Source organism: Clostridioides sp. ZZV15-6597 (assembly GCF_020657815.1).
Classification (GTDB): domain Bacteria; phylum Bacillota; class Clostridia; order Peptostreptococcales; family Peptostreptococcaceae; genus Clostridioides.
Window position 1 is genome coordinate 1 of record NZ_JAGWCT010000076.1, and the last position, 19,282, is coordinate 19,282.

22 protein-coding genes and 1 pseudogene are annotated in these 19,282 nt (G+C 28.6%); 21 read left to right on the forward strand and 2 right to left on the reverse strand.

Annotated elements, in window-relative coordinates; all coding sequences use genetic code 11:
• A pseudogene (locus KGF52_RS15130) lies at positions 1–304 on the reverse strand (PucR family transcriptional regulator); the annotation flags it as partial.
• Positions 305–333: 29 nt separating this feature from the next.
• Positions 334–1,443, reverse strand: coding sequence for a sn-glycerol-3-phosphate ABC transporter ATP-binding protein UgpC (locus tag KGF52_RS15135; RefSeq protein ID WP_227840725.1), 1,110 nt, complete (start codon positions 1,441–1,443; stop codon positions 334–336).
• A 338-nt stretch (positions 1,444–1,781) separates the two neighbouring features.
• Here KGF52_RS15135 and prmA point away from each other — a divergent pair, with 338 nt between their 5' ends.
• From prmA to glyS, 21 genes are all read left to right on the forward strand, one after another.
• Positions 1,782–2,729, forward strand: coding sequence for a 50S ribosomal protein L11 methyltransferase (gene prmA / locus KGF52_RS15140; protein WP_227840726.1), 948 nt, complete (start codon positions 1,782–1,784; stop codon positions 2,727–2,729).
• 18 nt (positions 2,730–2,747) lie between these two features.
• Complete coding sequence (locus KGF52_RS15145; protein ID WP_227840727.1) at positions 2,748–3,503, forward strand: 16S rRNA (uracil(1498)-N(3))-methyltransferase; 756 nt, start codon at positions 2,748–2,750, stop codon at positions 3,501–3,503.
• Positions 3,504–3,507: 4 nt separating this feature from the next.
• Positions 3,508–4,806, forward strand: a complete 1,299-nt coding sequence (gene mtaB, locus KGF52_RS15150) for a tRNA (N(6)-L-threonylcarbamoyladenosine(37)-C(2))-methylthiotransferase MtaB (RefSeq protein ID WP_227840728.1) — start codon at positions 3,508–3,510, stop codon at positions 4,804–4,806.
• A 43-nt stretch (positions 4,807–4,849) separates the two neighbouring features.
• A complete protein-coding gene (locus KGF52_RS15155; protein WP_227432586.1) occupies positions 4,850–5,200 on the forward strand; it encodes a histidine triad nucleotide-binding protein in 351 nt (116 codons plus the stop codon).
• Positions 5,201–5,362: 162 nt separating this feature from the next.
• Positions 5,363–5,542, forward strand: coding sequence for a 30S ribosomal protein S21 (gene rpsU / locus KGF52_RS15160; protein ID WP_003416618.1), 180 nt, complete (start codon positions 5,363–5,365; stop codon positions 5,540–5,542).
• 29 nt (positions 5,543–5,571) lie between these two features.
• On the forward strand, positions 5,572–6,015 hold the full coding sequence (locus KGF52_RS15165) for a GatB/YqeY domain-containing protein (RefSeq protein ID WP_227828215.1): 444 nt from the start codon (positions 5,572–5,574) through the stop codon (positions 6,013–6,015).
• A gap of 110 nt (positions 6,016–6,125) precedes the next feature.
• On the forward strand, positions 6,126–6,623 hold the full coding sequence (locus tag KGF52_RS15170; RefSeq protein ID WP_227840729.1) for a TspO/MBR family protein: 498 nt from the start codon (positions 6,126–6,128) through the stop codon (positions 6,621–6,623).
• Between the two features lie 215 nt (positions 6,624–6,838).
• A complete protein-coding gene (gene hpf, locus KGF52_RS15175) occupies positions 6,839–7,402 on the forward strand; it encodes a ribosome hibernation-promoting factor, HPF/YfiA family (protein WP_227840730.1) in 564 nt (187 codons plus the stop codon).
• A 215-nt stretch (positions 7,403–7,617) separates the two neighbouring features.
• On the forward strand, positions 7,618–7,854 hold the full coding sequence (locus KGF52_RS15180) for a YabP/YqfC family sporulation protein (protein WP_227432590.1): 237 nt from the start codon (positions 7,618–7,620) through the stop codon (positions 7,852–7,854).
• Positions 7,855–7,866: 12 nt separating this feature from the next.
• Positions 7,867–9,210: a sporulation protein YqfD gene (gene yqfD / locus KGF52_RS15185; RefSeq protein WP_227840731.1), complete on the forward strand. Its 1,344-nt coding sequence runs from the start codon at positions 7,867–7,869 to the stop codon at positions 9,208–9,210.
• 37 nt (positions 9,211–9,247) lie between these two features.
• Positions 9,248–10,264 (forward strand): PhoH family protein, encoded by a 1,017-nt coding sequence (locus KGF52_RS15190; protein WP_227840732.1) that lies wholly within the window; start codon positions 9,248–9,250, stop codon positions 10,262–10,264.
• A 56-nt stretch (positions 10,265–10,320) separates the two neighbouring features.
• Positions 10,321–10,782 (forward strand): rRNA maturation RNase YbeY, encoded by a 462-nt coding sequence (gene ybeY / locus KGF52_RS15195; RefSeq protein ID WP_227828219.1) that lies wholly within the window; start codon positions 10,321–10,323, stop codon positions 10,780–10,782.
• 5 nt (positions 10,783–10,787) lie between these two features.
• Positions 10,788–11,507 (forward strand): diacylglycerol kinase, encoded by a 720-nt coding sequence (locus tag KGF52_RS15200; RefSeq protein ID WP_227828220.1) that lies wholly within the window; start codon positions 10,788–10,790, stop codon positions 11,505–11,507.
• Positions 11,508–11,625: 118 nt separating this feature from the next.
• On the forward strand, positions 11,626–12,027 hold the full coding sequence (locus KGF52_RS15205; RefSeq protein ID WP_054274441.1) for a cytidine deaminase: 402 nt from the start codon (positions 11,626–11,628) through the stop codon (positions 12,025–12,027).
• A 64-nt stretch (positions 12,028–12,091) separates the two neighbouring features.
• A complete protein-coding gene (gene era / locus KGF52_RS15210) occupies positions 12,092–12,985 on the forward strand; it encodes a GTPase Era (RefSeq protein ID WP_227840733.1) in 894 nt (297 codons plus the stop codon).
• Between the two features lie 11 nt (positions 12,986–12,996).
• Positions 12,997–14,376, forward strand: a complete 1,380-nt coding sequence (gene mgtE, locus KGF52_RS15215) for a magnesium transporter (RefSeq protein WP_227432597.1) — start codon at positions 12,997–12,999, stop codon at positions 14,374–14,376.
• Positions 14,377–14,448: 72 nt separating this feature from the next.
• On the forward strand, positions 14,449–14,604 hold the full coding sequence (locus tag KGF52_RS15220) for a YqzL family protein (RefSeq protein WP_227828222.1): 156 nt from the start codon (positions 14,449–14,451) through the stop codon (positions 14,602–14,604).
• Complete coding sequence (gene recO, locus KGF52_RS15225; protein WP_227840734.1) at positions 14,570–15,343, forward strand: DNA repair protein RecO; 774 nt, start codon at positions 14,570–14,572, stop codon at positions 15,341–15,343. The genes KGF52_RS15220 and recO overlap by 35 nt, the downstream gene beginning before the upstream one ends.
• Positions 15,336–15,935, forward strand: coding sequence for a DUF4342 domain-containing protein (locus KGF52_RS15230; RefSeq protein WP_227432600.1), 600 nt, complete (start codon positions 15,336–15,338; stop codon positions 15,933–15,935). Before recO ends, KGF52_RS15230 begins: the two co-directional genes overlap by 8 nt.
• A gap of 159 nt (positions 15,936–16,094) precedes the next feature.
• Entirely contained in the window at positions 16,095–16,973 is an 879-nt protein-coding gene (gene glyQ, locus KGF52_RS15235) for a glycine--tRNA ligase subunit alpha (protein WP_227840735.1), read from the forward strand.
• Positions 16,973–19,039 (forward strand): glycine--tRNA ligase subunit beta, encoded by a 2,067-nt coding sequence (glyS, locus tag KGF52_RS15240; protein ID WP_227840736.1) that lies wholly within the window; start codon positions 16,973–16,975, stop codon positions 19,037–19,039. Before glyQ ends, glyS begins: the two co-directional genes overlap by 1 nt.
• Positions 19,040–19,282 lie beyond the last annotated feature (243 nt).

Genomic DNA, 19,282 nt, shown 5'->3' on the forward strand with positions numbered 1-19,282 from the left:
CATTAATATCTAAGTTATATTTAGAGTTTACTACAAAAAAACTACTATGTTGCATTATATTTATATCATCATATAAGTTATAAAAAATACCTTTTAAATATTCAAAATCTATATGTGGCTGATAAATTAAATAAAAGTGACCATTTAGATTATCTAAGTTATTTTCATCTAAAAAATCAATAACATAAACAGTATCATTAAAAGTAACTAAATGACTATTGGCATCTAAACTTTGATTTTTATAAGGGTAAATATTTATTTTTTTATTGAGTTGTTTTTCAAAAAAACTTTTCAAGTCTTCCATAAAGTCTCCTTAGAAATAAGATTATACTCTTATCTTATAGCTAAGTCAGTTTCTTTGTCAAATAAGTGTATTCTATTATTATCAACTGAAAGTGTTAAGTTATCACCAACATCAACTCTATTTTTGCTGTCAAATCGAATTGTTATTGTATTTACATCTAATTTTAAATGAGCATAAGTCTCTGCTCCCATAAGTTCTTTTATTTCAACTGTTGACTTAAAGCAAGTATCTTGATTAGCTTTAATAAAAGTATCTTCTATATGTATATCCTCTGGTCTAATACCCATAATAACTTCTTTTCCAATATAGTTGTCTTTTATTAAATCATAGTGTTTTTCTCTATTTAATTTTATCCTAATGTATTCGTTTTTAGCATATATTTCTTCATTCTCTTCTATCAATGTCACATCAATAAAATTCATCTGTGGAGCTCCAATAAATCCTGCAACAAACACATTAGCTGGATAGTCGTATACATCTTGTGGAGTTGCAATCTGTTGTACCACTCCATCTTTCATTACCACTATTCTATCGGCCATAGTCATAGCTTCAACTTGGTCATGTGTTACATAGATAAATGTAGTTCCAAGTTGTTGATGTAATTTAGTTATTTCTGTTCTCATGGCAGTTCTAAGTTTTGCATCCAAGTTAGATAGAGGTTCATCCATTAAGAATACCTTAGGGTTTCTAACTATTGCACGTCCTAGAGCAACCCTTTGTCTCTGACCTCCAGATAATGTTTTAGGTTTTTTATCTAAAAGAGGAACTAAATCCAATATTTTAGCAGCTTCTTTAACTTTTTTATCTATTTCATCTTTTGGCATTTTTCTAAGTTTAAGTGCAAATGCCATATTTTCATAAACAGATAAGTGAGGGTATAAAGCATAGTTTTGAAAAACCATTGCTATATCTCTATCCTTTGGTTCTATATCATTGACAAGTTTATCTCCTATATATAATTCTCCAGAAGATATTTCTTCAAGACCAGCAATCATTCTAAGCGTTGTCGATTTACCACAACCAGATGGACCCACTAAAACGATAAATTCCTTGTCTTTAATATCTATATTTATATTTTTTACTGCATTAAATCCATTAGAATAAAGTTTTGATATATCTTTTAATATTACTTCTGACATTATAGTTCTCCTTAATAATTTAAATTTTAATTATATAATATCAGATGATTTTATTGTAGGAAACATATAAAATAACTAAAAATTTTTGTTTAAAATGTACATTTTGGTGATTTGTATATAATAAATATAATGTTCACTGTTTAAAATGCATTAAGGAAAAAGTATAATCAAATAAAGTGCTAAAAATAAGCTAGACAATTTATTATAAATTAAGTAAATTTACTATAATATAGATATAAACTAATAAAAAATTTATAAAACAAAAAAGTATGATATTTATGATATAATAAAAGTTATGGAAAAATAGGAAAATTAATATAGAAAAGAGAGGTAAACTTATGAATAATTGGATAGAGGTAACTATAAAAACAACAACAGAAGCAGTTGAAGCAATAACAAATATACTATATGAACAAGGAGCTGGAGGAGCTGTAATAGAAGACCCAAAAGATTTCTTATTTCAAAAGAAAAATGAATTAGATTGGGATTATGTAGAAGAAGAAGTATTTAAAAAGAACGAAGAAGAAGATGTATTAATAAAGACTTATGTGTCAGAAGAAAAAAATGTGATGGAATTTGTCGAAATTATAAAACAAAAAGTTTTAGGATTAAGAGATTTTGGTATAGATATAGGTGAAGGAAGTGTGTCACTAGACCAAGTAAATGAAGCTGATTGGGCAAATGCATGGAAAGCATACTATAAACCAACAAAAGTAGGACAAAGGGTAGTAGTAAAACCTACATGGGAAGATTATGATATGCAAGAAGGGGATTTGATAATAGAACTTGACCCTGGTATGGCTTTTGGTACAGGAACACATGAGACTACTAGTATGTGTATTAGAGAATTAGAGAAATATGTAAATAAAGATTCTAAAGTATTTGATATTGGCTGTGGTAGCGGAATTCTTGCAATAGCAGCAGCTAAATTAGGGGCAAAAGAAGTTGTGGCTGTAGATTTAGACGAAGTTGCAGTAAAAGTTGCAAAAGAAAATGTGCTTGAAAATAAAGTTGAAGAGAATGTATCTGTAATGCATGGTAATTTAACAGATGTAATAAAGGATAAAGCTGATGTTATAGTTGCAAATATAATAGCTGATATAATAAAAATACTTGCAAAAGATGTACAAAATTTTATGAAAGAAGACGCTATATTTATATCTTCAGGGATAATTTTGGACAAAGTAGAGGAAGTTAAAGAAAGTTTAATCGAAAATGGATTTGAAATAGTTGAGGTTCAAAAACTAGGCGAATGGTCAGCAATAGTTTCTAAACTTAAAAAGTAAAAGGCAGGGTGAAGTGTAATGGATAGATTTTTTGTTGAAAAAAAAAAAATAAATTTACAAGACAAAGCCTGCATTATAGAAGGTGAAGATGTAAAACATATTTCAAAAGTTTTAAGGTGTAAACTAGGGGAAAAACTTGAGATATGTGATAAAGATAATAATGAGTACATTTGTGAGATAACAAATATAGAAAAAAATATGGTTAATTTAAAAATTTTAGAAGAAGTTGATATAAATAGAGAATCTAAACTTAGGGTAAAGTTATATCAAGGTCTTCCAAAAGCTCCAAAGATGGAAATGATACTTCAAAAATTAACTGAAGTTGGTGTAGATGAAATAATATTAGTTCAAACTAAGAGAAGTGTTGCTAAAGTTGATGATAAAAAAGAAGATAAAAAATTTGAGCGTTGGGAAAGAATAATTTATGAAGCCGCAAAGCAAAGTAAAAGAGGTAAAATCCCAAATTTAAGAGGTGTTTTAAGTTTCAAAGAAGCTTTAGAAGATATGAAAAAAAATGATGTAAATATCTGCCCTTATGAAAATGAAAGAACTGTCTCAATAAAACAGGCACTTAAAAATTGTGATTCTAATATAGATAGGGTTGGAATTTTTGTAGGTCCAGAGGGTGGTTTTGCTGAGGAAGAAATAGAACAAGTTCAAAAAAATAATTGCAGCATTGTATCATTAGGACCTAGAATATTGAGAACTGAGACAGCTTCTGTTGTAGCATCAACAATAGCTTTGTATGAGCTAAGTGACTTAGGAGGAGAATAATAAATTGAAAAAAGTAGCTTTTTATACACTTGGGTGTAAAGTCAATCAATACGAAACTGAAGCTATGCTAGAACTATTTGAAAAAGATGGATATGAACAAGTTAATAGTGAAGAATATGCAGACGTTTATGTTATAAATACATGTACAGTAACTCATATGAGTGATAGAAAATCTCGTCAATATATAAGACGAGTTAAAAAGAAAAATCCAGATGCAATAATAGCTGTTGTGGGATGCTATTCGCAAGTATCGCCAGAAGAAATTTTGGATATAGAAGAAGTAAACCTAGTCATGGGTACAAATGATAGAAGAAAGATTGTTGAAGAGATTAGAAAGATAGATGCAAGTAAAAAAGTTAGCACAGTTGATGATATAATGAAGGTAAAGGCATTTGAAGAAATAGAAATCAGTCAGACTAATGGAAAGACTAGAGCATTTATGAAAATTCAAGATGGATGTGACAGATTTTGTACCTATTGCATCATTCCTTATGCCCGAGGACGTATTAGAAGTAGGGATATTGATAGTATAGTTGATGAAGTGAAAAAATTGGCTAAAAATGGCTATAAAGAGGTTGTATTAACAGGAATACATGTAGCATCTTATGGAAAAGATTTAAAAGATAAGAATATTAAACTTCTTGATGTAATAAAACAAATAAATGAGATAGATGCAATAGAGAGAATTAGACTTAGCTCTGTTGAACCAATTTTGTTTACTGATGAATTTGTGAATGAAGTTTTAAAGATGGAGAAGGTTTGTCCTCATTATCATCTATCACTTCAAAGTGGATGTGATGAAACTCTAAAAAGAATGAATAGAAGATATACAACTTTAGAGTATAAGACTATTGTGGATAGATTAAGAGATAAAATGCCAAATGTAGCAATAACTACAGATGTAATAGTAGGTTTTCCAGGAGAAACAAATGAGGAATTTAAACAAACATACGAGTTTTTAAAAGATATAGAGCTTTCACAAATGCACATTTTTAAATATTCGCCAAGAAAAGGAACTCCAGCTGCAACTATGGAAAATCAAATTGACCCTCAAATAAAACACTTTAGAAGTGAACAACTTTTAAATTTAAGCAAAGAAAACTTTAATAAATTTGCAACTAAATTTATTGGCAGTGAATTAGATGTTTTATTTGAACAAAATATAGAGGGGAATAAGTTTGAGGGACTAACTTCAAATTATATAAGAGTTGTTGTTGAAAGTGACAAAAACATACAAGGTCAGATATTAAAAGTAAAAATAAATGATGTAAAAAATGAATATGTAGAAGGAATTTTGCTATAACATGTAGAAATTATAATATTTATAAGATAGGAGGTGGAAGGAAATGGATTGTATATTTTGTAAAATAGCGAACGGAGAAATACCTTCAACTAAAGTTTATGAAGATGAAAGAGTATTGGCATTTAATGATTTGAACCCAGTTGCTCCATATCATATATTAGTTGTACCTAAAAAACATTATGATAGTGTAATTGATATTCCTGATATAGAAATGGATATTGTGTCACATATTCATGTTGTTATTAATAAAATAGCTAAAGAGAAAGGTTTTGACCAAACTGGATTCAGAATCATAAATAATTGTGGAAGCGATGGAGGGCAAGAAGTTAAGCATTTGCACTATCATATTTTAGCAGGTAAAAAGCTTCCTAATTACGAAGCAGAACAAAACTAAACTAAATTATTGAAAAATTGAGTTCCTTCTTGATAAAAATACTTGATAAAAGTAAAAATTTAGTTTATAATAAACAAAGTGTTAGGTTGTAATGCATATTATGCAAAAAGAACATAGTTACAGTCCCAGCATAATTGCGCTATTGGAGGGAGGGAAAAAGAAATGTCAGAAGTAAGAGTTAGAGAAAATGAAACATTAGACAGCGCTTTAAGAAGATTTAAGCGTCAATGTGCAATGTCTGGCATCATGTCAGAAGTAAGAAAAAGAGAGCACTATGATAAGCCAAGCGTTAAGCGTAAGAAAAAAGCTGAAGCAGCAAGAAGAAAAAACGCTAAAAAATAGTAGTAAATAAGAATAAAGAGGTGAAGGGGATGTCCCTTAAGCAAAAGTTACAAGAGGATTTGAAATCTTCGATGAAAAACAAAGATACAGTGAGAAAATCTGTAGTAACTTTAATAAGAGCTTCCATAAAGCAGTATGAAGTTGATAATAGAACTGAACTTAATGAAGATGGAATTATCGATGTAATAGCAAAACAATTAAAGCAACGTAGAGATGCATTAGTTGAATTTGAAAAAGCTGGAAGAGAAGACTTAATAAAAGAAACAGAAGCTGAAATTGAAGTTTTAAAAGAGTACCTACCTCAACAATTAAGCGAAGAAGAGTTAGAAGAAATTGTAAAATGTACTATATCTGAAGTAGGAGCAACATCTATGAAAGATATGGGAAAAATAATGTCAGTTATTCAACCAAAAGTTAAGGGTAGAGCTGACGGAAAACTTATAAATAAGTTGGTAAAACAAAACTTACAATAGATTGATATAGCCTAGAGAGAAATCTCTAGGCTTTTTATAATTTTTGAGAATAACAAGTCATATCTAAGCATATCTATAATCAAAGAAAATTTTGAAAGAAGGGGAAAAATTTGATTATATCGGTAAAGGAAATTAGAAATTTTTTGATAAACATATCAATACCATTAATAATAGGTTATTTGAGTAGTATTTTGACCATGTTGATTAGTGGAACAGATATTTCAACGTACTATTTACAACTTACAAAACCAAGTTTTGCACCACCAGCTTTTATCTTCCCTATAATTTGGACTATATTGTACATATTGATGGGTATATCTTCATACCTAATATTAAAAAAAGGTTACAACTTGCCTAAAGTAAGAGATGCAGTATTTTATTATGGATTACAACTTGCATTAAATTTTGTATGGAGTATATTATTTTTTGGATTTGGACTTAGATTTACAGCTTTAATAGACATCATAATAATGATTATGGTTTCTATAATAGTTATTTTGAAATTTTCTAAAATAGATAAGAGAGCTGGATATATAAATTTGGTTTATCTAATGTGGTTGGTTTATGCTGGATTTTTGAATTATTTTATATGGTTTATTAATAAATAGTTATATGGTTTGTTAATAAATAGAATGTAAAGGTTTTGTAAATTACCCCGTACTTTTAATAATATCATATCAAATAAAAAATAAATAGACTATTAAAAATAATCATTTTCATATACAATTATATTAATTTAAATATAATAAATGTATCAAAAATATATTTAAAGATGAACATATTAAAGTATTAGAATTGGAAAGGCTCGAAGGGAGAGGTTTTTATGCAAATAATAGTATCTGGGAGACAAATGAAATTAACTGACGGAATAAAAGGATACGTAGATGGAAAATTAAGTAGGTTAGAAAAATACCTTGATCCTGAATCAGAAGTGAAAGTAACAGTAAGTGCGAAAAAGGATAGACAGAAAGTGGAGGTTACAATAATTCCTATTAGTGGTCAAATAATAAGGGCAGAAGACGTAGAAGAAGATTTATATGCAGCAATTGACATTGTTTGTGACAAATTAAGTAGACAAGTTGTAAAGTATAAGACTAAGGTTAAAGACAAAGTTCAAAATAATAAGAGCATAAGATTTGAAAATATTGACTTTATAGATAATAGTAGCGAATTTAATGATTATGATTATGATGATGAGGAAGATGAAAATATAGTTATAGAAAGAAGAAAGAAATTTAATGTAAAACCTATGAGTTCAGAAGAGGCAATTCTTCAGATGGAGTTGGTAGGACACAATTTCTATATGTTTAGAAATCAAGATAATTTTGAAATAAATATAGTATATAAGCGTAAAGCAGGTGGATATGGTTTAATAGAGCAAGACTAATAAAAAAATTGTATACTTTTTAGATTTTATATAAAAAAAAGTAAAAAGGTAATTATGTTGATTTTTATCAATATGATTACCTTTTTCTTGTTTAAATAATATATTAAATAGTAGGTATTTACTGTCTAAAAATTTTTAAAACTACTCCACGATAGTATCAATAAAGTGCATAAATACCTATTTTAAGCATAAAATTAATTAAGGGGGTAATGCTCATGTTAGAAATATCCACTGATTTACAAGTAAATCAACCAGTTGTTACTGTTACAAGTAATACTTTTATGAGTATAGAAAATTATCTATCAATACTAGAATATGAAGTTGATTTAATAAAAATAAAGACTAAGGTAAAAACAATTAAAATATCTGGGGATAAACTTTCACTTAAGTATATTACTGACAGTGAGATAGGTATAAAGGGAATTATATACAATGTGGAGTATGTTGATTAGGAGGAGATACACTTGATAAGTTTTATAAGGGGATACTATGTTATAGTTGTGGAAGGAGTAGGGCTTGAACAATTTTTAAATCATCTTATAAGAAACGGGATAAATGTTTACAATGTAACTAGAATAAAAAATACTAAAATCGAGTTTAATATAAATAGACAAGATATAAAAGAATTTAAGAATATTTATAGAGGGAGTAAGTTTGATATTAAGGTAAAACAAAAAACAGGAGTTCCTTTTATTATTAAAAGAATTTATAAGCACAAAGGTATGTGGATTTGTGCTATTGTTTCTTTGCTTTTATTGATGTCAACATCACAATTTGTAACGGATGTGTATATACAATCTCCAGAAGGTATAAAAAAAGAAGCTCTTAGAAGTGAACTTTATAAAGTTGGAGTGAGACCAGGAGTATACAAAAAGAGTATTGATAGAAAAGAAGTTAGAGACCATATGATGTCAAAATTTAATGATGTTGCATATTTATCTATTAATGTAAAGGGAACCAATATATTTGTTACTGTTACAAAAAAGGCTGAATCCTTAAAATCTACAGACCAATCAAATTATTGTAATGTAATTGCTTTAAAAAATGGTATAATAGAAAAGGTAATCCCTAGAAGTGGTAAGTCTGTTGTTAAATCTGGAGATATAGTCCAAAAGGGAGATGTCTTACTAAATGGTGCTAATACAAAATCAATACCAGAAGTATGGGCAAGTACTTTCTATGAATCTACTAAAAAGGCAAGCTATGTAGATACTGTAAATAAAAAAACTGGAGAAAAGAAAAAAGTACATACAATAAGTTTTTATGATAAAGAATTTACAATTAGAAAAAATATAAAATATAAGAACTATGTTGTTGAAAATAAAGAAAAAAGACTTTCAATGGGAGATTATACTTTCCCTATAAAAATAAAGACGAGTACTTTTTATGAAACCGAAAAAGTTGAAGTGAAAAAGAACAAAGAAGAGTTGAAAAAAGAACTATCTGAAAAAGCTTTAAAAGAATTAGAATACATAATACCAGCTTCGGCTAGAATAATAGATGTAAAACATAGCTATAAGGTTAATAAAAATATGTTAGAATATTTAATAACAGTTCAAACTAGTGAAAATATCGCTAAAATTTATCCTCTTAGTAAATCAGAGGCAGAAAGATTTATAAAGGAAGATAGTAAACCAAAAGAAGGAGAAGAGGAAGTTCCTTCTAATCCACAAAAAAGACCCATAAATGATATAAGAAATGAGTTTAATGAGGATAATAAAGATAATAACGACCAAAATAATTCTGATGGAAATAATAGCAATCAAAATAGTAACAATAGTCAAAATAATAATAGTAACAATAATTAATAAAATTTAACTTAAAACTTGAGGAGGATTAATTCAATTGATAATACAAAAAAAATTTACAATAGCAGATGGCAATTTTGAAAGAGAGTTATTTGGCAACTTTGATGAAAATGTAAAATTAATAGAGAAAACTTTAAATATAGATGTAATACTTAGAGAGGGTAATATAATTTTAATAGGAGAAGAAAAAAATGTAGATTCTGCATTAAAACTTATGAATGAATTGCATCAAACTGTATCAAATGGTAAGCATTTAGATAAACAAAGCATTTCTTATTCATTATCTCTTTTACTTGAAGGCAGTGAGCAAAAGATAAAAGAACTTGAAGGTACAATCGTTATAACTCAAAGAGGTAAAGCTGTTCAACCTAAAACTTTAGGGCAAAAAGAGTATATAAAGCTTATAGAAAATAATGATATAACTTTTGGTGTTGGACCTGCTGGAACAGGAAAGACTTATCTTGCTGTGGCTATGGCAGTGAAAGCTTTTAAAAGAGATGAAGTTAGTAGAATTATACTTACAAGACCAGCAGTGGAAGCTGGAGAAAGTTTAGGCTTTTTACCAGGAGATTTAAAAGATAAAGTCGACCCATATTTAAGACCATTATATGATGCATTATTTGAAATGTTGGGTGCTGATAAGTTTAATAAGTATTTAGAAAGAGGTACTATAGAAGTTGCACCACTTGCATTTATGAGAGGTAGAACTCTTGATAATTCTTTTATAATATTAGATGAAGCTCAAAATACAACTTCTGAGCAAATGAAAATGTTTTTAACTAGATTAGGATTTGGTTCTAAGGCTGTAGTTACAGGCGATATAACACAAACAGATTTGCCACAAAATAAAAAAAGTGGTCTTATACAAGCTACAGAGATTCTTAAGGGCGTTCAAGGGATAGGCTCTATAATGTTAACAGACAGAGATGTTGTAAGACATGAGTTAGTACAAAGAATAATAAGAGCTTATGAGAAGTATGATAAAAAAGAAGAATTTAAAAAAGAAGAGCGCAAAAAAATGAAAATACAGGAAAAGACTTTCAAAAGAAAGTAAAAGTGTAGTAATATAGATGTATAGCATTATTAATGAATAAAAAGTAGGTGTAATTAATGGATTTGATATTAGATGATAGACAAGATAAATTAGAAGTAAATGAAGAACTAATAGAAAAAATAAAAGATATAATTTTAGAGTGTTTGGATTATGAAGGATATGATGATAATTATGAAGTGAGTCTTTCTTTTGTAGATAATAAAGAGATTCATGAATTAAATAGAGAATATAGAGGAGTTGATAGACCAACTGATGTTTTATCATTTCCTCTTTTAAGTGATGATTTTGAAGATATTGAATTGGAAGAAGAATCTTTAGGAGATATAGTAGTATCTCTTGAAAGAGCTTTAGAGCAAAGCATAGAATATAATCATAGTTTTGAAAGAGAAGTATGTTTTTTAATATGTCATAGTATGTTTCATCTTTTAGGGTATGACCATGATACAGATGAAAATACAAAGGAAATGAGAGAAAAAGAAGAATACATATTAAATAAGTTAAACATAACAAGGGAGTAATTCTTATGAAAACAGGAAAAACTCGTCAAGGTATAATTAAAGCTTTTAACGCAGCTATAGAAGGAATATTATATACATTTAAATTTGAAAGAAATATGAAAATACATTACTTAGGTTCAGTTGCTGTGCTTATAATAAGTTTATTTTTTAACTTTTCAAAACTGGAAATGATAATGTTACTGATGTCTATATGTTTAGTTGTAGTTGCTGAGATGTTTAATACAGCTATAGAAAAAGCAGTAGACTTGGTAACTGATGAATATCACGTACTTGCAAAAATAGCAAAAGATGTTGCAGCAGGCGGTGTACTAGTAGCAGCATTAAACTCAGTGGTGGTTGGATATATTTTATTTTATGATAAATTGACAGATATATCTGGGATTCTAATTTATAAGATAAGAGAATCAGAGTTGCATATAACCTTGATATGTATATTATTGGTTCTTATAGCTGTAGTAGTAGTAAAAGCATTGACTTCAACAGGGACACCTTTAAAAGGAGGTATGCCAAGTGGTCATGCTGCTTTAGCATTTGCTATAGCAACTGCAATTACGCTTATGACAGAAAGAGTAGTTGCATCTACTCTTGCATATATAATGGCTGTATTGGTTGCTCAAAGTAGGATTGAGGGAAAAATACATACATTCTGGGAAACTATAGCAGGAGCTTTGTTAGGCGTGTTAATAGCAATATTAGTATTTCAGCTTGGAATGTTTTATAATTAAAATGAATGTACATAAAATATTTAAAATGAAACAAATCTGTGATAATTAAATTTTTATGATATAATGTAGAGTATTAAATAAAAAGAAATTCTAATAAGTGTATACAGGAGGAGATGTTGTGGACAACATAGAATTGTTAAAGTTGGCAGAAGATGCTAGACAACATTCTTATGCTCCTTACTCAGGTTTTAGAGTGGGTGCAGCTCTTTTAACTAAGAGTGGAAAAGTTTATACTGGATGTAATATAGAATGTGCATCATTAGGTGGAACAAATTGCGCAGAAAGAACAGCTATTTTTAAGGCTATATCAGAAGGTGACAAAGATATATATAAAATAGCTATAGCAAGTGATAACTCAGAAAATAATGAGCAAACATATCCTTGTGGAATATGTAGACAAGTAATTATAGAGTTTGGTTCTGATATAAAAATAATAACAGGATATACTAAAGGAGAGGTGTTTGAGCATGATATAAAAGATTTGCTACCAAACTATTTCTCTGGAAATGATTTAAAATAAATTAAAAAATTAAAATGAATTTAAAGTAGTTAAATACAAGAAGGTAAAAGTTAGGAGACAGTTAATGTTCAAATCAGGATTTGTCAGTATAGTAGGTAGACCAAATGTAGGGAAATCTACTTTAATGAATAATGTAGTAGGGGAAAAGATAGCTATAATGAGTGATAAACCTCAGACTACAAGAAATACAATACAAGCAGTCTATACAGATGAAGAAAATCAAATAGTATTTTTAGATACACCAGGTATTCACAAACCTAAAAATAAATTAGGTGAATTTATGGTAAAGGCAGCAACAGAAGCTTTTAAAAATGTAGACTTAATATTATTTGTAGTTGATGACTCTAAAAAAATAGGTCCTGGAGACAGAAAAATAATAGAGGATTTAAAATCTGTTAAGACACCAATAATTCTAGTTGTAAATAAAATAGACCAACTAGGCCAAAAAGATGAATTGTTTGATATAATAAAAATGTATGATAGAGAAGGTATTTTCAAAGAGATAGTACCAATATCAGCATTAAAAGGGAAAAATACAGATACTTTAATAAAAGTTATACAAAATTACTTAGAAGAAGGACCAAAGTATTTTCCAGATTATATGATTACAGACCAACCAGAGAGAGTATTAATAGCAGAACTTATAAGAGAAAAAGTTCTTCATTATCTTAATGATGAAATACCTCATGGTGTAGCTGTTGAAATTGAAAAAATGAAAGCAAGAAATGATAAAGAAATAGTAGATGTATCTGCTGTAATATATTGTGAAAGAGATTCACATAAGGGAATAATAATAGGAAAGAATGGTAGGAAGCTAAAAGGAATAGGTAAATCAGCAAGACAAGATATAGAATTACTTTTAGGTTCACAAATAAATCTCCAATTATGGGTTAAGGTTAAAGAAAATTGGAGAAATTTACAAAATTATATAAATAATTTTGGATATAATGATAAATAAAGGTGGGTTATATGGATAGGAAACTGGATGCTTCCCAAGATTTATTATATGAAGTAAAATCATTAATTGATAATAATAAAGTATTGGAGTTAAGAGAATTAATAGAGGAATATCATATAATTGATATATTCGATATAATGGAAAATTTAGAGGAAGACATGAAAATTCAACTGTTTGAAGTACTTCCTCTGGATATGGCATCTTCTATATTAGAAGAAGGTAGTGTAGAGTTTTTTATTAGTATTTTATCTAAGTTAGATGTAGAACACGCAAAAAACATACTTGAACTTATGTCTCTTGGAGATATGGCAGACAAACTTAGTGAGCTTGAAGAAGAAGAAAGAGAACATATAATAAATCTTTTAAATCAAGAAAACGCTGACTATGTAAAAGAATTATTATTCTATGATGAAGACTCTGCAGGTGGAACGATGACCACTGGATATATTTCTATAAATAAAGATATGACAGCTCTTGAGGCAATAGAACATATGAGAGAAGAAGCTGATGAAGCTGAGACTATTTATTATATATATGTAGTTGATGATGAAGAAAAGCTAGTTGGAGTATTATCGTTAAGAGAGTTAATAATAGCGAGAGATGCAAATATAGTAGAAGACTTAATGAGTGAAAATATAATCTCTGTTTATGTAGATGAAGATAGAGAAGAAGCAGTTAGGTTAGTATCGAAATACAATTTAATAGCAATTCCAGTAGTAGATAGACAAGAAAAGCTAAAAGGGATAATAACAGTAGATGATATAATAGATGTTATGGAAGAAGAAGCAACTGAAGATATGTATAAATTTGCAGGAAGTTCAGAACATGAAAGAGAAGTTGCTGAAAAGGAAAATCCTACATTAAAAGAGCAGACAATATCAGCTCTTAGAGGTAGACTGCCATGGTTAATTATTACATTAATTGGAGGTCTATTAGCTTCTTTAATACTTTCTAATTTAGATTATATAATGAATCCTATATATGCTCCATTGGTATTTTTTATACCTGTAGTAATAGGTATGGGTGGTAATATTGGAACACAATCATCATCTGTTACAGTAATAACATTGTCTAACAAAGATTTGAATTTTAGCAATGTAGTAAGAGAAGGTATTGTAGGAATTATTACAGGTCTTTTGTGTAGTATAATAACAGGTATTGTAATTTACTTTGTCATGAAAAAATTAGATATTGTATTAATTGTTTCAATATCATTATTTATAAATATGGTTTTGGGTGCAACGATAGGTGCATTTATGCCTGTTTTATTAAAAAAGATGGATGCAGATCCATCTACAGTTTCATCACCAATTATATCTACAGCTCTTGATATAACTGGTATAGCAGTTTATTTTATAATAACGACAGCATTATTGTCAAAAATTGTTTAATAACTTTATGTATGATTTATCCTCTTCTTACTAAAAATATAAGTATAAATGTAAGAAGGGGGTTTTTTAAAAATGAACAATATCAGTTGGGAAGTTTTTAAAAAAACAGGTAGTGTAGATGCATATCTATATTTCTGTGATTGCAAAAACCTAAGTGAAGAAGTCGAAGAAGTAAGGGAGAAAAAAGAAGACGATGATAATCCTGAACACCCAGGGGATAGTACTTAAAGCTATAAGGTACAAGGAAAGTGATATAATACTTACTCTGTTTACGAGAAAGCTTGGAAAAGTATCTGCAATAGCAAAAGGAGCCAAAAAAAATAAGAGCTCTTTACTTTCATCATCACAGTTATTTTCTTATAGCAATTTTACTTTAAAAAAACAAGGAAATATGTACAAGGTTACCCAAAGTGAAATCATAAAAAGTTTTTATAATATATCCTACGATATAGAGGCATTTTCTTATGCTACATATATTACAAAATTAGTTGAAAATTCTATACTTGAAAATCAAACTAATAATAGGTTATTTATATTACTTGCACAGACGCTGTATTTATATACACAAGAGAATACAGATAATAGATTTGTAACAGCTGCATTTGAGTTAAAGTTCTTGGACTATATAGGATTTAAACCGATAGTAAATAAATGTATTAATTGCGGAAGTAAAATTTTGCAAAATTCTATGTTTAATATTTATGAAGGTGGTATACTATGTAGTAAGTGTAATACACTTTTTGATAATAATATAAAATTGGATTTAACAACTGTTAGTCTAATGGAATATGTATTAAGGAATGATATTTTAACATGTAGCAAAGCTAAAGTATCAAAATATATAACACATGAACTCGAAAATATACTAGAAAAATATTTGAAGGTTTATGTTGATAATATTAATCTAAAATCATTACACGTATTGCAAAGTGTAAAAAATAATAAGGGAGTGGATAATAATGAGTAGTAATATAACTATTGAAATGGTTGATTCAGTCTTTGAAAGAGTTCCAGGAGCAACTTATGCAGAAGCAAAAGAAGCATTAGTGGAATGTAATGGAGATGTAATTGAGGCAGTAATATATTTAGAAAATAAAAAGAATACTTGTAATTGTAAAGCTAAATCTGCTAAAGAAACTATGGAAGAAGTATTTGGTAAAGATGGAGAAAATATAAAATATCAATTAAAAGAACTTCTTAAAAAAAGTAGTGTTGTAAGAGTAATAGTTGAAAAAGATGGAAAAACTATGATGAATATTCCTTTAACAGTAGGCGTTGTTGGATTAGCTTTTGTACCATTAGCTACTCTAGTTGGTTTATCAGCAGCTGTTATAAGTAAATATCGTATAAAAGTTCAAAATGAAGAAGATGGTGAAGTTGTAGACTTAGGTGAACTAAATGAAGAAAAACTTCATGTTTTGAAGAATATGATAACTAATGCAGCTAAAGATGTAAAAGATGTAGTAGTTGATAAAAAAGAAGATGATAAAGACGTAACTGCTGATCTTATGAAAGAAGAATCTGAAAAGAATAATGAAAACGAAGACGAAAATAAATAGATATAAAGTGACTTTTAAAAAATGAAAAGAAGATAATTATAAGAATTATCACTAACATTGACAAATTTTATAGAATTTGATATTCTAAAAGTTGTAGAAGAACTATTAAAATAGCCTTTCGTGTAGACGAGAGGCTTTATTGTTATAGGAGGGATTTTTATGAATTTTCAAGAAATGATACTGGCATTGCAAAAATACTGGTCAAAGCAAGGTTGTATCATGATGCAACCTTACGATGTTGAAAAAGGTGCTGGAACTATGAATCCTAATACTTTTTTAAGATCATTAGGACCTGAACCTTGGCAAGTATGCTATGTAGAGCCTTCAAGAAGACCAGCAGATGGAAGATATGGTGAAAACCCAAACAGATTATATCAACATCATCAATTCCAAGTTATACTAAAGCCATCTCCAGATAATATACAAGAATTGTATTTAGAGAGCTTAAAAGAAATTGGAATTGACCCAAGTGAACATGATATAAGATTTGTTGAAGACAACTGGGAAGCTGCTACAGTTGGTGCTTGGGGACTTGGATGGGAAGTTTGGTTAGATGGTATGGAAATAACTCAATTTACATACTTCCAACAAGTAGGTAATATTGAATGTGAGCTTGAGACAGGAGAAATTACATATGGATTAGAAAGATTAGCTATGTACATTCAAGAAGTTGATAGTGTTTATGATTTAAAATGGAATGATAAAATAACTTATGGCGAAGTGTTTAATAAAGCTGAGTATGAAAACTCAGTGTATGCATTTGAATTATGTGATGCAGATATGTTGTTTAATCTGTTTGATATATATGAAAAAGAAGCATTAAGACTTATGGAAATCGGTCTTGTAATACCTTCATATGACTATGTATTAAAATGTTCTCATGCATTTAATACATTGGATGCAAGAGGAGCAATAGGTGTTAGTCAAAGAGCTTCATTTATAGGTAGAGTTAGAAATATGGCAAAAACTGTTGCAGAAACTTTTGTAAAACAAAGAGAAGAAATGGGATTCCCTCTTTTAAAGGACGGTGACAAATAATGAAAAATTATCTTTTATTTGAAATCGGTGTTGAAGAAATGCCATCAAGATTTATGGGTAGTACACTAGAACAATTAAAAAACAATCTTAATAAATTATTTGAGGAAAATAGAATATCTTTTAATAAAATAGATGCCTATGGAACACCAAGAAGATTGACTTTAGTAGTTGAAGGCTTAAGTGATAAGCAAAGTGACTTAGAAGAAGAAATAAAAGGTCCTGCTAAGAAGATTGCTGTTGATGCAGAAAATAATTTCACAAAACCAGCTTTAGGATTTATAAAAAGTAAAGGATTAAGAGAATCTGACATATATTTTAAACAAGTTGGAAAAGATGAATATATTTTTGCTACTATAAAGCAAGCAGGGAAAGACACTTCAGAAGTGTTAAAAGAAATATTACCAGAAACTATAAAATCTGTAGTATTCCCAAAAGCTATGCGTTGGGGAGGAAAAAACCTAAAATTTGCAAGACCTATAAGATGGATAGTTACATTGTTAAATGATAAGGTATTAGAATTTGATTTAGAAGGAATAATATCTTCTAATGTAACAAAAGGACATAGATTCTTAGGGGAAAGTACAATAGAAGTTAATTCTATAGAAGAATATTTTGAAAAATTAGAGAAAAATTATATAGTTTTAGACCAAAATAAGAGAAAAGAAATTATAAGAAAACAATGTATAGAAGTAGCCAACTCTTTAGGTGGCGAAGTTGAGTTTGATGAAGATTTACTTGAAGAGGTAACTTACTTAGTTGAATATCCAACTGCTTTTTATGGCGAATTTAATACAGACTATATAAAACTACCAAAAGAAGTTATTATAACTCCTATGAAACAACATCAAAGATATTTCCCAGTACTTAAAGAAGGAAAACTGTTACCTAACTTTATAGCTGTTAGAAATGGAGACTCTTACAGAATAGATAATGTTAAAGCTGGAAATGAAAAAGTTTTAGAAGCAAGACTTGCTGATGCTTTATTTTTCTATAGAGAAGATACTAAGAGAAACTTGGAAAGCTACATAGAAAAATTAAAAACAGTTGTTTTCCAAGTAAAATTGGGTACTATTTACGACAAAACTTTAAGACTTGAAAAACTAAGTGCTGATATACTTGATAGTTTAGGATTAGCAGATGAAAAGGCAGACACTATGAGAGCTGCTAAATTATCTAAAGCAGATTTAGTTACTGGAATGGTAGGAGAGTTTGACGAATTACAAGGTTTTATGGGAAAAGAATATGCGAAGGTTGGAGGAGAAAATAATGTTGTAAGTGAGGCTATTTTTGAACATTATTTACCAAGATTTGCAGGAGATATTCTTCCTAAAACTAATGCAGGAGTAGCTTTATCAATAGCTGATAAATTAGATTCAATAGCAGGATTTTTTGCCATAGGAATACAACCAACAGGTTCTCAAGACCCATATGCTTTAAGAAGACAAGCTTTAGGTATACTTAGTATACTTATGGATAGAAAAGTAGCTGTAGACTTAAAAGTACTTATTGAACATGCTTTAGATAATTATTCTGAGTTAGATTTCAATAAAGATGAAGTTGTTGAGCAAATAATGAACTTCTTTAATGAAAGAGTAAAAAATCTATTTAAAGATTTAGGTATAAGATATGATGTTGTTGATGCTGTTTTAAGCTCTGATATAAATGATATTTCTGATATGCATATGAGAGCTTTAGAGCTTAATAATTGGCTAGAAAAAGATGAATTAGTGGAAATGCTTACTGCATTTAATAGAGTTTCTACTTTGGCTCAAAAAGCAGAATGTGATAGAATTGATGAAAATCTATTAAAAGAAGATGCTGAAATTAAGCTCTATAATGAATTTAAGCAAGTAAAAGTAAGAGTAAAAGAATTATTAAAAGACAAGAAATACGGTACTGCTTTAGATGAGTTTGCATCTTTAAGACCTGTAGTTGATAACCTATTTGATTCAGTTATGGTTATGGATAATGATGAATCTATTAAAAATAACAGACTTGGTTTACTTAAACAAATATATGATACTATGCTAGAAATTTGCGATTTATCTAAAATAGTTTACAAATAGTATAAAAACATAATTAATTATAAAAATGGGGTTGTCTCAAATTTGATTTTTTCTAATCAAATTTTAAGTTCAACTCCCTTTTTGAATTTTTATATGTTATTTTAGATTAGGGGTTCTTAGGAACTTCTTTTCTTTTTTTGCAAAAAAGGAGATGATTCAAATTTTTACTTTAAGACATATCATTTTTTATAAGATAAATTGTCAACATAAGTGTAGTACTTCAAAAAATGTAAAATGTATGTA

What these genes read in the sequence shown, in the direction of transcription:
- KGF52_RS15135 (WP_227840725.1), bottom strand. Translation starts at nt 1,443, where the DNA reads ATGTCAGAAGTAATATTAAAAGATATATCAAAACTTTATTCTAATGGA.
- prmA (WP_227840726.1), top strand. Translation starts at nt 1,782, where the DNA reads ATGAATAATTGGATAGAGGTAACTATAAAAACAACAACAGAAGCAGTT.
- KGF52_RS15145 (WP_227840727.1), top strand. Translation starts at nt 2,748, where the DNA reads ATGGATAGATTTTTTGTTGAAAAAAAAAAAATAAATTTACAAGACAAA.
- KGF52_RS15155 (WP_227432586.1), top strand. Translation starts at nt 4,850, where the DNA reads ATGGATTGTATATTTTGTAAAATAGCGAACGGAGAAATACCTTCAACT.
- rpsU (WP_003416618.1), top strand. Translation starts at nt 5,363, where the DNA reads ATGTCAGAAGTAAGAGTTAGAGAAAATGAAACATTAGACAGCGCTTTA.
- KGF52_RS15165 (WP_227828215.1), top strand. Translation starts at nt 5,572, where the DNA reads ATGTCCCTTAAGCAAAAGTTACAAGAGGATTTGAAATCTTCGATGAAA.
- hpf (WP_227840730.1), top strand. Translation starts at nt 6,839, where the DNA reads ATGCAAATAATAGTATCTGGGAGACAAATGAAATTAACTGACGGAATA.
- KGF52_RS15180 (WP_227432590.1), top strand. Translation starts at nt 7,618, where the DNA reads ATGTTAGAAATATCCACTGATTTACAAGTAAATCAACCAGTTGTTACT.
- ybeY (WP_227828219.1), top strand. Translation starts at nt 10,321, where the DNA reads ATGGATTTGATATTAGATGATAGACAAGATAAATTAGAAGTAAATGAA.
- KGF52_RS15200 (WP_227828220.1), top strand. Translation starts at nt 10,788, where the DNA reads ATGAAAACAGGAAAAACTCGTCAAGGTATAATTAAAGCTTTTAACGCA.
- era (WP_227840733.1), top strand. Translation starts at nt 12,092, where the DNA reads ATGTTCAAATCAGGATTTGTCAGTATAGTAGGTAGACCAAATGTAGGG.
- mgtE (WP_227432597.1), top strand. Translation starts at nt 12,997, where the DNA reads ATGGATAGGAAACTGGATGCTTCCCAAGATTTATTATATGAAGTAAAA.
- KGF52_RS15220 (WP_227828222.1), top strand. Translation starts at nt 14,449, where the DNA reads ATGAACAATATCAGTTGGGAAGTTTTTAAAAAAACAGGTAGTGTAGAT.
- recO (WP_227840734.1), top strand. Translation starts at nt 14,570, where the DNA reads ATGATAATCCTGAACACCCAGGGGATAGTACTTAAAGCTATAAGGTAC.
- KGF52_RS15230 (WP_227432600.1), top strand. Translation starts at nt 15,336, where the DNA reads ATGAGTAGTAATATAACTATTGAAATGGTTGATTCAGTCTTTGAAAGA.
- glyQ (WP_227840735.1), top strand. Translation starts at nt 16,095, where the DNA reads ATGAATTTTCAAGAAATGATACTGGCATTGCAAAAATACTGGTCAAAG.
- glyS (WP_227840736.1), top strand. Translation starts at nt 16,973, where the DNA reads ATGAAAAATTATCTTTTATTTGAAATCGGTGTTGAAGAAATGCCATCA.